This is a genomic window from Sphingomonas albertensis (genome assembly GCF_014358075.1).
GTDB classification, from domain to species: domain Bacteria; phylum Pseudomonadota; class Alphaproteobacteria; order Sphingomonadales; family Sphingomonadaceae; genus Sphingomonas; species Sphingomonas albertensis.
This window is the reverse complement of the sequence record NZ_JACONT010000022.1, coordinates 19823-34458: the sequence shown is the minus strand read 5'-3', so window position 1 is coordinate 34458 and position 14636 is coordinate 19823. Positions and strand designations below refer to the sequence as shown.

Genomic DNA, 14636 nt, shown 5'->3' with positions numbered 1-14636 from the left:
GTATAGCGCCCCTCACGATGTTGCAAAGCCACAACCCCTCAGGCGGGCCCTCAGGCGGTTCCGCCCCTGCCCCGATCGACCGGCCGATCGTGCTCGTCGGGCTGATGGGCGTCGGCAAGACCACCGTCGGCCGGCGCCTCGCGCTGCGCATGAACCTGCCCTTCGTCGATGCCGATCACGAGATCGAGGCCGCGTCGGGCATGACCGTTGCCGAGATCTTCGCCAAATACGGTGAGGAGTATTTTCGCGATGGCGAGCGCCGCGTGATCGCGCGGCTGATCGACGGCACGCCGAAGGTCATCGCGACCGGCGGCGGCGCCTTCATCAACGACGACACGCGGGAGCTGATCCTGCGCGATGCGGTGTCGGTGTGGCTTAGCGCGCATCCCGACATCTTGGTGGAGCGGGTCGGCAGGCGCGACACGCGCCCGCTGCTGCGCAATCGCGATCCGGGGAAAGTGCTCGCCGAACTGGCGCGCGTCCGCAACCCAATCTACGCGCAGGCGCACATCCATATCGTCAGCAACAAGACGCCGCACGAAGCGACCGTCGCCGCAATCCTGAGAGCGCTTGGCCGATGAAGACCGTTACCGTTGAACTGGGTTCGCGGACCTATCCGATCCATATCGAAGCAGGGATTCTCGCGCGGGCCGGCAAATTTCTAGCGCCGCTCGCGAAGGGTCGGCGCGTAGCGATCGTCACCGACGAAAATTTGTCGCTGCATCTGGCGACGCTGCAGGCTTCGTTGAGCGCGGAGGGGATCGAGTCCGAGGCAATCGTCCTCGCGCCGGGCGAAGGCAGCAAGAGCTGGGCGACGCTGGAGATGCTGTGCGACCGCCTGCTCGAACTCGGCGTCGAGCGCGGCGATCATGTCGTGGCGCTCGGCGGCGGCGTGATCGGCGATCTCGTCGGGTTCGCCTGCTCGATCCTCAAGCGCGGCTGCAACTTCGTGCAGATCCCGACCAGCCTGCTCGCGCAGGTCGACAGCTCGGTCGGCGGCAAGACCGCGATCAACACGAAGGCCGGCAAGAACCTGATCGGCGCGTTCCACCAGCCGGTGATGGTGCTGATCGATCCGCAGGTGCTCGACACGCTGCCGATCCGCGAGTTGCGTGCGGGCTATGCTGAGGTCGTGAAATACGGCCTGATCGACGACTTCGCGTTCTTCGAATGGTGCGAGGCGAACGGTGCCGCGCTGCTGGGCGGTGACATCGGCCTGCGCGAATATGCCATCGCGCACAGCGTTTCGGCCAAGGCGCGAATCGTCGCGGCAGACGAGCATGAGACGAACGGAACGCGGGCGCTGCTCAATCTCGGGCATACGTTCGGGCATGCATTGGAAGCCGAGACCGGGTTCTCGCAGGCGCTGATCCACGGCGAGGGCGTGGCCGCGGGGTGTGCGCTGGCGTTCGGCTTCTCGGCATCGCAAGGGATCTGTTCGGGTCAGGATGCGGAACGTGTAGCGGCGCATTGGCGTGACGCGGGATTGCCGGACGGGCTTGCGGCGGCCGGTGTCGGCGCGAGCGGCGCGCGGCTCGTCGATCACATGCGGCACGACAAGAAGATGGCGGCCGGCACGCTGCCCTTCCTGCTCGCGCGCGGGATCGGCCGGACGTATCTCGACAAGACCGTCGACCTCGCCGACGTCGAGGCGTTCCTAGACGCGCAGCCCCGCTGATGCCGAACGGTGTCGCCAAGCAGAATTTGCCGACCAAGGTTTGCCCGGCGTGCGAGCGGCCGTTCACCTGGCGGAAGAAGTGGGCGCGGGACTGGGACAGCGTAATCTACTGCTCCGACGCATGTCGAAAGAAGCGCTGACCGTGCGATCCTCCCCCGCAAGGGGGAGGTGGCTGGCGTTTGCCAGACGGAGGGGGCGGTAAGCGATAACCGCGGTCGCGCGTTCCTCCCCCTCCGTCACCTTCGGTGACACCTCCCCCTTGCGGGGGAGGATCATAAACGCGAACCACCGTTCGCTGGTCAGGGTCGTGCCGCACTCCAAGCCAGCCACAGCCACCCGCAGATCAGCAACGCCCCACCGATTGGCGTGATCGCGCCGAACCACCGCGGCGCACCCAGCGCCATCGCATACAGCGTCAACGCAAAGATCGCCGCACCAACGACGAACAGGCACGCCGGCCCCCGCGCCTCCATCCGGATCGCGACCAGCGCCGCGACGACATGGACGAGCTGGTACTGAGCCCCGGTCTTCAGCCACTCCGCCGCCGACCCGCTCGCGCCATGCGCGCCGAACGCCCCCGCCGCGACCGCGATCGCACCCGACAAGGCTGCAAGAACAACGATCATCATTGCGAATCATTCCCCCAGGGAAAGCGCTTGGCCGTCTCGGCACGCGCCGCGCGCATGTCTCCGGAATCGATCTGCAACTGCAACCGCTCCTTGTCGCGCGCGCGATACATTTCCTCCGCGCGATCGATATCGGCAGGCGCAACGTCAAGCCCGCGCAATGCCAGCCGCGCCATCTTCACCGCCGATTCGAGCACTTCACGCACCACCGCGGTCGCCGACGTGTTCTTCAACTTCACCAGCGCGCGCCGATCGAAGGCGCGGACGTAGATCGCAGCGTCCGGGAATGCCTCGTGCACGCCTTCGATCGTGTCGGGATCGAGCTGGTCGCCGTCCATGCAGAAGCAGATAATCTCCGCCTCCGCTGCGCCCGCCTGTCGCAACAGGTCGAGCCGCGTGCCGTCGCCGTAATAGACCTTCGCGCCGAACTCGCCGGCGATGTCGATCATCTCGATATCGGTGTCGATCAGCGTGACCGGGATATCCTGCGCGAGCAGGATCTGGCCGACCGTCTGGCCGAAGCGCCCATAGCCGACGATAATCGCATTGGCGCCATCGACCTTGGGCCCGTCGCGCTCCTGCCCCTCGGCGATCGGCTCGGCCCGGAAACGCCGCGTGATGCCCATCAGGAACGGCGTCGTCGCCATCGACAGCGTGATGATCGCGCCGAACAAGCTGGCCGCCTGCGGTTCGATCAGCAGCCCGGCCTGCGCCTGCGCGAACAGCACGAAGCCGAACTCGCCGCCCTGGCTCAGTAGCAGGCCCAGCGCGAACGCCTGCCGCCACGTCATCTTGAACGCCATGCCGATCAGCATGATGACGCTGGTCTTGGTGAGGATCAGCGCAGCGGCCATCGCGACGACGAACACCGGCCGCTCGGCGATCGCATTCAGGTCGAGCACCATGCCGACCGCGAGGAAGAAGAGACCGAGCAAGATCGAGCGGAACGGCTCGACATCGGCTTCGAGTTCATGGCGATACGGGCTGTCCGCAAGCATCACACCGGCAATGAACGCGCCAAGCGCGGTCGACAGCCCGAGCCATTCCATGATTGCCGCGCTGGCGATGACCGTGAAGAGGCCGGCGAACACGAACATCTCGCGCTCGCCGAGATTGCCGATCAGGCGGAAGAACGGCCGCAGGAGGAAGCGCCCTGCAATCACGAGGCCGACGACCGCCAACACGGTGTAAAGCGCCAGCAGCCAACCGGGAGGCGCGTTGGCGTCGGCCGGATTGCGGCTCATCGCGGCGACGATCGTGATCAACGGCACGATCGAGAGATCCTGGAACAGCAGGATCGAGAACGCGCGTTCGCCAAATGGCGTCTTCATCCGCCCCGACGAGCGCAGCATCGGCAGGACCTGCGCGGTCGACGACAGGGCCAAAGGCAGGCCGAGCGCAAGCGCGGCAGGCAGCGAGAACTTCGCGCCGACCCAGACGATGGCCGTGATCGCGAGACCGCAGATCGCAACCTGAAGAAAGCCGAGACCGAAGATCTCCTCCTTCATCTTCCAAAGGCGTGACGGGTTCAATTCAAGCCCGACGATAAACAGCAGCAGCGTTATGCCGAGTTCAGCGAACCCGAGTTTCGACTCCGCATCGCCGACCAAGCCCAGCACATGCGGCCCGACCACCGCGCCCGCGACGAGATAGCCCAGCGTCGCGCCGAGCCCGAGCCGGCGGAACAGCAACACGAACATCAGCCCGAAGCCGAGCAATACGACGCCGTCGCGGAGCAGCGACGGTGCCGCGCCCTCGGCCATCAAACCTTCGCCTTTGCAGCGATGCCGGCAGCCTCAGCCGCAGCTTCGAACGCGAGGCGGATCGAGGGGTGACGCGCGGTGTAGTCGAGCGCGGGGGTGAAAATATCCATTCCCGGCCAATCGGGCGCATCGCCCTCGCGCGCAAGCCATGCGGTCAACGCATCGCGGGTTGCGGCGAGTTCGGCGGGGGTACGGCCGAGGATATTCGCCGCGAGCAACGACGACGATGCCTGGCCGAGCGCGCAGGCGCGGACCAGCAGGCCGACCTCGCTGACCCGCCCGGCATCGTCCACCGCGACGTCGATCGTCACCCGGCTACCGCAGATCGGCGAGCGTTTCTCGGCGGTCGCCATCGGCTCGGACAGGCGTTCGTGATGCGGAATCGTTGCGGCGAGGCGCAGGATCTCGGCATTGTAGAGGGGAGCGCTCATGACTTCGGCTCGCTTGCGTTTTCGGATCTAGAAGGCGGCGTGGCTGCGCCGAAGACGGGTTTGCCACGACGGCGGCGGTCGACGAAATCGGCGATGCTCGCGCTGGTCGCGTTGAGCAGCGGATAGGTGCGCGACGTCGTCATCCAGCCGGGCCGGCGCGAGGCTCCGCCGCCCATCGTGTCGATGACGAGTGTCGCGAGCAGGAAGACGAGGCTGGCGAGAATCAGGCCCTTCAACGCGCCGAACCCGAAGCCAAGCGCACGGTCAACCGGACCAAGGATCGACGTCCGCGTCCGCGCGCCGATCGCGTTGGCGACCAGCCGCCCGCCGATATAGGTAATGCCGGTAATGATCGCGAACGCGAGCACCGCAGCGCCGCCGACGGTGCCGACCACCGGCGATAGCGCGGCGGCGAGCGGGATGTGGAACAACTTCAACATCGCCACCATCGCCACCCAGGCGAACATCGACAGCACTTCGGTCACGAACCCGCGGACCAGCCCCAGCACCGCGGAACCGGCGACGGCGATCAGGACGACGATGTCTAGGGCAGTGAGGTTCATGCGCTCTGGAATAGGGACGCAGGGGCCGAACCGCTAGTGCATGCTGCGACCGACGCGTCCTAGCGGTTCAAGCCGAACACGCCGTAGCGTTCGCGCCATGCGGCGACGTCGTCCTGCAAATGCGGGGGTGCAGCCTCTCCGGAGAGGACGAAGCGGGCGACGTCGTTGTCGGGATGCATCAGCATTTTCTTCGACCCGTCGCTGAACCAGACCGGGACCAGCTGGTCGCACACGCTGTCGAGTACGGTCGCCGCCATGCCATTAGTGATCGCGTCGCTGCCGGCGAGCACGCGGACGTTGATCGAGACGCCTTCCAGGCAGTTCTTCGGTTTATTGACGAAATTGAGCGAGACGAGCAGCCCGGATCGGTCGGGCCGTGCTGCGTCGGGCAGGCTCGCGACCCGTCGCCAGGCACAGAACCAGGTTCGGCAGATGCGCGGCCGGATTGCGTGTATACCGCAGCCCTGTTCGCAGAGATGGACACACGGCGTTCCCGCGGGTTTGGCGAACTCTGGCGTATCTACCGTCAGCTCGGTGCAGCACGCGGTGCAATCGCCGCAGCTCCGATCGGGCAGGACCGGCCCCAGCAGCGTGGTTTCGAGATCGGCTTGGGGCTGCGTCTGCGCGCGCGCGTCCGTCAGGGTCGGGGTTTCACGCCGATCCATGGTTCAATTCCCTTCGGAATCCACCGTGAAGACCATCGGCTTGCCGCGCGACATCGGCTCCCAACCCGCGGCCAATGCCGCCCGCACGCCGCGCGCGATCGTCGCGTCGTCGATCTGGTGCCGCCCACGCGGCAAGCCCTTCAACAGGCGTTTCGGCGCAGGGAATTCGAGCAGGGCTTCGCGTTTGGCGTCGTCCTGCAACAGCGAGATCGTCATGCCCTTCCAGCCATCGGCATCCGTGTGTTGCGGCTCGCGCTGGAGGTGCCAGTCGTATCGGGTGCCGTCGACCTCGACGGTACCGGCATTGCTTTTAGTGTTCGCCATGCTGGTGGCCATAGCATGGCTGTCGCGAGAGGCCATGCGTTGGGAGTTGTCGCGGGTTTTGCGGACCGCGTGCGGTTTGGTCGATCTGTGCGTAATGATCGCAGTTATTGCACCACCCCGGCGGAGGCCGGGGCCCAATTGGAGAGGTCGTGGTAACGAAGCGCAGCGGTCGCCAACCGCGTCCCCCAATTGGGCCCCGGCCTCCGCCGGGGAGGTACCTCTCTGGCATGGGTAACAAACGCGCGGTACGCGGCTCTGAAACGACGCGTGTCGCGAACGGATATAGCGGGCGGACATTAACGCGCGCTCGCACGCGGGAACGACCCACGAGCTTGTTCTCCCGCGAAGGCGGGAGCCCAGTCTGGATCCCCGCCTTCGCGGGGAAACACGCTTTGCCCTTGGGGGTGTCCGCTCCAAGAACAGCTATGCCACGCCGCCGCCGACGCCCGCGCCTACCCACGCCCCATCATGTGATCGACGAACGAAGCCAGCGTCTTGAACCCCGAGAGTTTCATGCCGCTCTTCTCTCCCGTCATCGACGCGGGCACGAGTGCACGTTCGAAGCCGAGCTTGCTCGCTTCCTTCAACCTTAGCGGGCCATGCGCGACCGGGCGGATCTCGCCTGACAGCGCGACCTCGCCGAATGCCACCGCGTCGACCGGCACCGGCCGCTCCGACATCGCCGAGATCAGCGCCGCCGCCACCGCGAGGTCCGCCGCAGGGTCCTGGACGCGGTAGCCGCCCGCGATGTTGAGATACACTTCGGCATTGGAGAAGCTCAGCCCGCACCGCGCTTCCAGCACCGCGAGGATCATCGCCAGCCTACCCGAATCCCAGCCGACCACTGCGCGCCGTGGCGTCGCGCCCGACGCCAATCGCACGGTCAGCGCCTGGATCTCGACCAGCACCGGCCGCGTCCCCTCCAGCGCCGGGAACACCGTCGCACCGGTCATCGCATCGTCGCGGTGCGTCAGGAACAACGACGACGGGTTGCCGACCTCCGCCAGCCCCTCGGTCTGCATCGAGAACACGCCGATCTCGTCGGTCCCGCCAAAGCGGTTCTTGATCGCGCGGAGGATTCGGTACTGGTGGCTGCGCTCGCCTTCGAAAGACAGCACCGTGTCGACCATGTGCTCCAGCACGCGCGGGCCGGCGATCGAGCCGTCCTTGGTGACGTGACCGACCAGCACCACCGCAGTGCCCCGCTCCTTGGCGAAGCGGATCAGTTCCTGCGCCGAGGCCCGCACCTGGCTGACCGTGCCGGGCGCGCCTTCTATCAGGTCGGAGTGCATCGTCTGGATCGAATCGATCACCAGCATCGCGGGTGGCTTGGTCTGCAACGTCGTCAGGATGTCGCGCGTCGAGGTCGCCGCCGCCAGCTGCACTGGCGCGTTGCCCAAGCCCAGCCGCCGCGCGCGCAAGCGGACCTGGTCCGCGGCCTCCTCGCCCGAGACGTAGGCGACCGACTGCCCAGCCAGCGCCATCTTCGCCGCTGCCTGCAACAACAGCGTCGACTTACCGATTCCCGGATCACCACCGATCAACGTCGCCGAACCCTCGACGAAGCCGCCGCCCAGCGCTCGATCGAGTTCGGCGATGCCGGTCGCCATCCGGTCCGGCAGCTTGATCTCGGCATCGAGCCCAACCAGCTGGATCGCGCGACCGCCGGTCTGGAGATTGTGCTTCGAATGGAACGGGGTGACGGCGGTGTTCGCCTCCTCGACCAGCGTGTTCCACTCGCTGCAATCGCTGCATTGCCCTGCCCAGCGGTGCGACACCGATCCACAGGCCTGACATACGTAACGCTTCTGGGGTTTCGCCATCCGAGCGATGTACGAGAACGATACGGGAACATCAATGGCCGGCGGTCGACCTATGTTGCAGATTTAGTGGCGCTTGACCGCGCACGGCGTTATCCGCGCGACGATGCACGCCACCGACCTGCGCATCGCCCTGTTCAGCGGCAACTATAATTACGTACGCGATGGCGCAAACCAGGCGCTGAACCTGCTCGTCGGCCATCTGTTGTCGAAGGGCGCGACGGTGCGTGTCTATTCGCCGACCAACGCCAAGCCGGCCTTCCCGCCGACCGGCGATCTGGTTGCGGTGCCGTCGCTGCCGCTTCCCGCAGGACGCGGCGAATACAAGATGGCGCGCGGGCTGCCGACGGCGATCCGGCGCGACCTGGATGCGTTCGCACCGAACATGATCCACGTGTCGGCGCCGGATTTTCTCGGCCACCGCGCGATCAGCTATGGCCGACGCAACGGCATCGCCACGGTCGCGTCGCTGCACACGCGGTTCGAGACGTATTTCCGCTATTACCGGATGGCGTTCTTCGAGCCGATCATGGTGAAGATCCTGACGCGGTTCTACAACCGGGTCGATAAGGTGCTGGTGCCGGGGCGCGGCATGGCGGAGATCGTCCGTAGTTGGGGCGTGACGACGCCGACCGCGATCTGGTCGCGCGGGGTGAACCATGATCGCTTCACGCCGACGCGTCGCGATCTCGACTGGCGGCGCGCGCGCGGGATTGCGGACGGCGAGGTTGCGGTCGGGTTTCTCGGGCGGCTGGTGAAGGAGAAGGGTCTCGACGTCTTCGCCGACGTGATCCGGGAGCTGGAACAGCGCGGGGTGCGCCACAAGGTGCTGGTGATCGGCGAGGGCCCCGCGCGGAGCTGGTTTGCCGAGCGTGTACCGGGGGCGATCTTCGCGGGGTTCCAGTCGGGCGACGATCTCGGCCGTGCGGTCGCGTCGATGGACGTGTTCTTCAATCCGAGCGTGACCGAGACGTTCGGCAACGTTACGCTGGAGGCGATGGCGGCGGGCGTTCCCGTCGTCGCGGCGCGCGCGTCGGGCGCGGTCGGGCTGGTGGACGACGGCGTGACCGGTTTTCTGGTGCCGCCGACCGATATCGGCGGGTATGCGGACGCGATCGGGCGGATCGTTTCCGAGCCGGGGCTGCGGGAGAGGATGGGCTGGGCCGGGCATGACAAGGCGGCCGGGTATCTGTGGGATACGATCAACCAGACCGTGCTGGACACGTATCTAGAGGTTATGGCGCGGCGGGGGGCTTAGCTCGCGACTGCTCCCCTCCCTGGAAGGGAGGGGTTGGGGGTGGGTCGGGTTCCGCGAATCCGAGGCTTGGTGGCTCAAACCGGCCTACCCACCCCCGACCCCTCCCTTTCAGGGAGGGGAGCAAGTTACGCCCTCAGACGGTCGTCCAATCGAACGTCAGCGGCGCCTCGCGGAAGGCGAAGCGGTCGAGGTGGCTCGACACCACCCCGCGCATCCGCTCGACGTCCTCGCCTTCCGGCACGGTCAGCGCGACGTCGAGCGTCTCGCTGTCCGCGCGCATCTCCAGCACCGCGCCGTTCGGAAAGGCGATCCGGCCCTCTTCCTCCAAGAAGGTGACCTCCATCTTGTGGCTCCAATGCTTGGCCAGTTGCTGGAGATACTTGCTGGCCGAATGCGTCGGCACCCTCGCGACCGAGACGCTCACTTCAAGCGCTCGATCTTCTGCGCGGCTTCGTCGAGCAACGCCGCGACCTCGTGCAGCGTATCCTCGTTGACGTCTTCGCGCATCAGCCGGTGCTGGAGCACCTGCCGAAGATTGCCCATCGCCCGCCGGATCGGCGCGCCATCAGTCCGCTCGGACTCCGCACCCACTGCTGCTAGCCGCGCGAACAAGCCGTCCACCACGGCCGCATTCTCGCCCAGATGCGCGCGGCCCTCGTCGCTCGCCGCAAAGCGCTTCTTCGCGCCCTCCGACTGCTGCTCCTCGATCAGCCCCATTTCGTCGAGCATGCTGAGCGTCGGATAGACGACGCCCGGGCTCGGCGCATAGCCACCCCCGGTCAGCCCCTCGATCTCGCGGATCAGGTCGTAGCCATGACGCGGCGCGTCCGCGATCAGCTTCAGCATCACGAGCTTCAGCTCGCCGCCATCGAACAGCCGCCGCCGACCACCCGGGCCACCGCGATGGCCGTGGCGACCATGACCTTCGTGGCCGGGGCGACCGCGGCCTTCGCCGTCGGCCCGCGGACCTCCGGTCCAGGCTCCATATCCCATACCAAAACGCATTTGAGTGTTCTCCGATATATCTTCATTCCCGAGTTGCGATATATCGCAGACTGTTTCTAGTTCAAGAGGGGCGCGGCAATTTATGTTTCCATCCTCTGTAATCCCCGCGGAGGCGGGGACCCAGCCCCTCGGACCGCACGAGCGTGCAAAGCCGTCAGCCTGTATGGATCCCCGCCTGCGCGGGGATGACGATGCGTATGAAGCTGACGAAGTGAGTCAGGATGCTCAGCGCGCATGGATGGCCGACGGATGGGCAAACCGGTCCCCCGCCCCTATCTTCCCCCCATGGCCGATCTCTTCGCGGGCTTCGAACCCGCCGCCCCCACCGAAACGCATCCCGAAAACGCGCCGCTCGCTGATCGCCTACGTCCGCGTACGCTGGACGAGGTGGTCGGGCAGGATCACATCACCGGCCCCGAAGGCGCAATCGGGCGGATGGTGTCGGCCGGACGCCTGTCCTCGATCATTCTGTGGGGCCCGCCCGGCACCGGCAAGACGACGATCGCGCGGCTGCTCGCCGACGCGGTCGACCTGCGGTTCGTCGCGATCTCGGCGGTGTTCTCCGGCGTCGCGGATCTCAAAAAGTCGTTCGCCGAGGCGCGCGAGCACGCCAAGATCGGCAAGCGCACCTTGTTGTTCGTGGACGAGATCCACCGCTTCAACCGCGCGCAACAGGACGGTTTCCTGCCCTATGTCGAGGACGGCACGGTGACCTTGGTCGGCGCGACCACCGAGAACCCTTCGTTCGAACTCAACGCCGCACTGCTCAGCCGCGCGCAGGTGCTGATCCTCGAACGGCTCGGCCGCGGTGCGCTGGAGCAGCTGCTCGACCGCGCCGAGACGGAGATGGAGCGCCCCCTGCCCCTGACCCCGCCCGCCAAGGACGCGCTCATCGCCAGCGCCGATGGCGACGGCCGGTTCCTGCTGAACCAGGCAGAGACGCTGTTCTCGGTCAACCTGCCCGAGCCGCTCGACCCCGCGGGGCTGTCGAACTTCCTGCAACGCCGCGTCGCCGTGTACGACAAGGATCGCGAGGGGCATTACAACCTCATCTCCGCGCTCCACAAATCGATCCGGGGGAGCGACCCGCAGGCCGCGCTCTATTACCTAGCACGGATGCTGACGGCGGGCGAGGAACCGCTGTTCCTGCTCCGCCGCCTGACGCGTGCCGCGGTCGAGGATATCGGTCTCGCCGACCCGCAGGCGTTGGTCCAGTGCATCGCCGCCAAGGACACGTACGACTTTCTCGGCAGCCCCGAAGGCGAACTCGCGATCGCACAGGCGTGCGTCTATCTCGCCACCGCGCCCAAATCGAACGCGGTCTACAAGGCGCAGAAGGCGGCATGGAAATCGGCGCGCGAGACGGGCTCGCTGATGCCGCCAGCGTCAATCCGCAACGCGCCGACCAAACTCATGCGCGATATCGGCTACGGCAAAGGGTATGCGTACGATCACGATGCGGAGGATGCGTTCTCGGGCTCGGATTACTGGCCCGACGAGATGAGTGCGCAGACCTTCTATACGCCGACCGAACGTGGATTCGAGAAGCGGCTGTCCGAACGGCTTGCCTATTGGGATGGCCTGCGCGCCGAGAAGAATGGCTGAGACGCGCTTCACGCGGTTTGCAGCGATCGACTGGTCCGGCGCGCAAGGGCACCGGCACAAGGGCATCGCCGTCGCGATCTGCGATACAGGCGATGCCGCGCCGGCGCTGGTCGAGCCACCGGAAGCTACAGCATGGTCGCGCGACGATGTGCTGGCGTGGTTGCTCGACCAGACCGAGCCGACCCTGGTCGGCCTGGACCTCTCCCCCGCATTCCCGTTCGTCGATCGGGACGGGTATTTCCCGGGCGCTCCCGGCAGTCCGCCCGACGCCCGCGCGCTCTGGGCGATGGTCGACCAAGCCTCCGCCACCGACCCGCATCTCGCAGTGTCGACCCTACTCACCGATCCCGAAATCCGCCGCCACTTCCGCCAGCACCGAGATTGCGGCGACCTGTTCCCCGGTGGCGCGGGCCGGATGCGCGTGTGCGAGCACGGCCAGCGCGCGATGGGCCTGTCGCCGACGAGTTGCTTCAACCTCGTCGGCGCAGCGCAGGTCGGCAAGTCGAGCCTGACCGGCATGCGCGTGCTCCACCGCCTTGCCAGCCGCGTGCCGGTCTGGCCGTTCGATCCGCTACCGCCCGAAGGCCCGGTGATCGTCGAGATCTACACCACGATCGCCGCCCGCGCCGCCGGTATCCGCAAGGGGCTCAGTAAGATGCGCGACGCGACCGCGCTCGACGCGGCGCTGGCCAATCTGGGGAGCCATCCGCACGCACCGCTGGCGCGCTACGACGATCACGCCACCGACGCGATCCTCACCGCCGCCTGGCTGCGTGCCAACGCGCATCGCCCCGAGCTCTGGACACCGACGGCGATGACGCCGCATATTGCGCGAACCGAGGGCTGGACCTTCGGCGTGTCTTGAAGCATTGGGTCGCGACGTACCGGGCAACGCCCGACGCAAGGGCCGGTTTAGCTCAGTTGGTAGAGCGCCAGTTTTGTAAACTGGATGTCGCGGGTTCGATTCCTGCAACCGGCACCATCGCCTTCCCAAGCTGCGCGGTGGCGCGGGTCGCCCAGGCATTTCAGATCGTGCAACGCCCCGAGCGTCCCATAGAATCCTGATTTCATCCGAAGCCATTTCGCACCAAAATCCATCGACTAGCGCTCGCGGTGCGGGACTTGGCGGTTCCGTACAATTACCGCGCGAATAGTCCTGCTACCGTTACTCATGCGAAACGATGTGCCGAGATTGCAGGGTGACAGGATCGCGCTCGAACCCCTGGTGCTAGCCGATAGCCACGCGATACAGCGACTGTTCCCGCATTGGGAGATCGTCCGATACCTCTCGCATGGCATGCAATGGCCATATCCCGCCGATGGCGCGCGCAGGCTGTTGCAGGAGGTGACCTTTCCCTCGGTGGATCAAGGGATCGAATGGGCGTGGTCTATCCGGCTCAATGGGAAGCAACGCCCCCTGATCGGCGTCATCAGCGTGGCGGACAGACCTAACGACAATCGGGGCTTCTGGCTTGGGCTGGACTGGCATGGGCAGGGCCTGATGACGGAAGCCTGCAAGCTGGCGACGGACTATTGGTTCGACGTGCTCGGCTTCCCGGTCATGCGCGTACCCAAGGCGATGGCGAACATGCCATCCCGCCGCCTTTCGGAACGCGAGGGCATGCGCCTGATTCAGGTCGGACCGAGGAATTTCGTCAGCGGACGCATGCCGGCGGGTATCTGGGAAACTACCGCCGCTCAGTGGCGATCGAGGGTGTCGGCTTCGCCTTCTCACCGTAACCCTCACCCCCTCGCATCGACTGAGTAATCCCGCGCGCGACCTTGGTGGATCGAAAAAGAGGCATTTCGTTCCGATTGCGATTCGTCCTGATCCATCGCGTCCATTGGGCGATGGGCCATGCAGCTCCGTCCCCGACTTTCATATTCGGGTGAACCAACCGAGGCAGACACCCGATTGTTACGGACCGATACGGGGGCTCGGGGATGCCCCGCAGCGTCCTGCAAGCGTCACATTTTGCGTCATCGGAGATCGCGTGCAGGTCTTTGCGCCAGTCCGAGGCGGCGGCCGGTGCGCTTTGCGCTTCCGGCACTCGACCAAACCGTACCGAATGTTAGAAAGGGCAAATGAGCCCGCACGCCAAAGCCTTTCTCGGGGAGCTGATTTCCGAGGCGATCGCGATCTGTATCGTGATGACCTTCGGCCTGTCGGTCGCCGCGATGTACACGCTGTACGATCCCAGCCCGTACAAGACCGCCTATTGGGGCGTGTGCATCACCTGGGGCATGGCGGTATCGATCTCAATCTACGTCACCGGCGCGGTATCGGGGACGCATGCAAATCCCGGCGTCACGCTGGCGCTCGCACTGTACCGCGGGTTTCCATGGAAGAAGGTGCTGCCCTATTGGTGCGCGCAGCTGGTCGGCGCGTTCGTCGGCGCCGCGATCGTCTACGCGCTGTATTACAACGTCATCGATCACTTCAACGCGACCCAGCATCTGACGCGCGCCGGCGGCGGTGGCGCAGGCGTGTTCTTCACCGCGCCCGGCCTTGCGGTGACGACGATGAAGGGTTTCGTCGACGAGATCATCCTGACCGCAATTCTGATGTTCGGGATCTTCGCGATCACCGACGAGTTCAATACCATGGCCCCGCAAGCCAATTTCGGGGCGATCGTGATCGGCCTGCTGGTCGCGGTCATCGGTGCGTCGATGGGATATCTGGAAGGTTGGGCGATCAATCCCGCACGCGATCTCGGCCCCCGTACCTTCGCATGGCTGATGGGTTGGGACGCATCGGCCTTTCCCGGCGTCGGCAATTACTGGTGGGCGCCGATCGCCGGACCATTGATCGGTGCGGTGATCGGTGGGGGTGCGCAGCATCTGCTGGTCCGCCCCTTCCTGCCACGCGACAAGCCCGTCGCGAGCCCGCAATAATTC

The 14636-nt window shown here is 66.0% G+C and carries 17 protein-coding genes and 1 tRNA gene; 9 read left to right on the top strand and 9 right to left on the bottom strand.

What is annotated here, in order from left to right; all coding sequences use genetic code 11:
* Positions 1-17: 17 nt before the first annotated feature.
* Genes H8S47_RS11210 through H8S47_RS11200 form a run of 3 tightly spaced genes read left to right on the top strand, consistent with a single transcriptional unit; the run spans position 18 to position 1818 of the window.
* Positions 18-581 carry a shikimate kinase gene (locus H8S47_RS11210; protein WP_187503952.1) on the top strand — a complete coding sequence of 188 codons (564 nt, stop codon included), beginning with the start codon at positions 18-20 and terminating at the stop codon, positions 579-581.
* Positions 578-1678 (top strand): 3-dehydroquinate synthase, encoded by a 1101-nt coding sequence (gene aroB / locus H8S47_RS11205; protein WP_187503951.1) that lies wholly within the window; start codon positions 578-580, stop codon positions 1676-1678. The genes H8S47_RS11210 and aroB overlap by 4 nt, the downstream gene beginning before the upstream one ends.
* Positions 1678-1818, top strand: a complete 141-nt coding sequence (locus H8S47_RS11200) for a DUF2256 domain-containing protein (RefSeq protein ID WP_082444318.1) — start codon at positions 1678-1680, stop codon at positions 1816-1818. Before aroB ends, H8S47_RS11200 begins: the two co-directional genes overlap by 1 nt.
* 159 nt (positions 1819-1977) lie before the next feature.
* Here the strand turns inward: H8S47_RS11200 and H8S47_RS11195 are convergent, their stop codons facing one another.
* From H8S47_RS11195 to radA, 7 genes are all read right to left on the bottom strand, one after another.
* Entirely contained in the window at positions 1978-2304 is a 327-nt protein-coding gene (locus tag H8S47_RS11195) for a DUF423 domain-containing protein (RefSeq protein WP_187503950.1), read from the bottom strand.
* Complete coding sequence (locus tag H8S47_RS11190; RefSeq protein WP_187503949.1) at positions 2304-4067, bottom strand: cation:proton antiporter domain-containing protein; 1764 nt, start codon at positions 4065-4067, stop codon at positions 2304-2306. Before H8S47_RS11190 ends, H8S47_RS11195 begins: the two co-directional genes overlap by 1 nt.
* Positions 4067-4498, bottom strand: coding sequence for an iron-sulfur cluster assembly scaffold protein (locus H8S47_RS11185; RefSeq protein WP_187503948.1), 432 nt, complete (start codon positions 4496-4498; stop codon positions 4067-4069). Before H8S47_RS11185 ends, H8S47_RS11190 begins: the two co-directional genes overlap by 1 nt.
* On the bottom strand, positions 4495-5061 hold the full coding sequence (locus H8S47_RS11180; RefSeq protein WP_187503947.1) for a CvpA family protein: 567 nt from the start codon (positions 5059-5061) through the stop codon (positions 4495-4497). Before H8S47_RS11180 ends, H8S47_RS11185 begins: the two co-directional genes overlap by 4 nt.
* Positions 5062-5120: 59 nt before the next feature.
* Positions 5121-5726, bottom strand: coding sequence for a YkgJ family cysteine cluster protein (locus tag H8S47_RS11175; protein ID WP_187503946.1), 606 nt, complete (start codon positions 5724-5726; stop codon positions 5121-5123).
* Positions 5727-5729: 3 nt separating this feature from the next.
* Positions 5730-6062, bottom strand: coding sequence for a hypothetical protein (locus H8S47_RS11170; protein ID WP_398457780.1), 333 nt, complete (start codon positions 6060-6062; stop codon positions 5730-5732).
* 440 nt (positions 6063-6502) lie between these two features.
* Entirely contained in the window at positions 6503-7873 is a 1371-nt protein-coding gene (gene radA / locus H8S47_RS11165; RefSeq protein ID WP_187503944.1) for a DNA repair protein RadA, read from the bottom strand.
* Between the two features lie 103 nt (positions 7874-7976).
* On the opposite strand from radA, the gene H8S47_RS11160 reads away from it, so the two are divergent.
* A complete protein-coding gene (locus H8S47_RS11160) occupies positions 7977-9128 on the top strand; it encodes a glycosyltransferase family 4 protein (RefSeq protein WP_187503977.1) in 1152 nt (383 codons plus the stop codon).
* Between the two features lie 133 nt (positions 9129-9261).
* Here the strand turns inward: H8S47_RS11160 and H8S47_RS11155 are convergent, their stop codons facing one another.
* On the bottom strand, positions 9262-9552 hold the full coding sequence (locus H8S47_RS11155; RefSeq protein WP_187503943.1) for a DUF2218 domain-containing protein: 291 nt from the start codon (positions 9550-9552) through the stop codon (positions 9262-9264).
* Positions 9549-10133 (bottom strand): PadR family transcriptional regulator, encoded by a 585-nt coding sequence (locus tag H8S47_RS11150; protein ID WP_187503942.1) that lies wholly within the window; start codon positions 10131-10133, stop codon positions 9549-9551. Before H8S47_RS11150 ends, H8S47_RS11155 begins: the two co-directional genes overlap by 4 nt.
* Positions 10134-10418: 285 nt before the next feature.
* Between H8S47_RS11150 and H8S47_RS11145 the strand changes: the two genes are divergently transcribed.
* The 5 genes from H8S47_RS11145 to H8S47_RS11125 all read left to right on the top strand — a co-directional run bounded on the left by H8S47_RS11145 (position 10419) and on the right by H8S47_RS11125 (position 14633).
* Positions 10419-11738: a replication-associated recombination protein A gene (locus tag H8S47_RS11145; RefSeq protein WP_187503941.1), complete on the top strand. Its 1320-nt coding sequence runs from the start codon at positions 10419-10421 to the stop codon at positions 11736-11738.
* On the top strand, positions 11731-12603 hold the full coding sequence (locus tag H8S47_RS11140; RefSeq protein WP_187503940.1) for a hypothetical protein: 873 nt from the start codon (positions 11731-11733) through the stop codon (positions 12601-12603). Before H8S47_RS11145 ends, H8S47_RS11140 begins: the two co-directional genes overlap by 8 nt.
* Before the next feature lie 41 nt (positions 12604-12644).
* A tRNA-Thr gene (locus H8S47_RS11135) sits at positions 12645-12720 on the top strand.
* A 189-nt stretch (positions 12721-12909) separates the two neighbouring features.
* Positions 12910-13506, top strand: coding sequence for a GNAT family N-acetyltransferase (locus H8S47_RS11130; RefSeq protein ID WP_187503939.1), 597 nt, complete (start codon positions 12910-12912; stop codon positions 13504-13506).
* 317 nt (positions 13507-13823) lie between these two features.
* Positions 13824-14633: an MIP/aquaporin family protein gene (locus H8S47_RS11125; RefSeq protein WP_187503938.1), complete on the top strand. Its 810-nt coding sequence runs from the start codon at positions 13824-13826 to the stop codon at positions 14631-14633.
* The last annotated feature ends 3 nt before the right edge of the window (positions 14634-14636 follow it).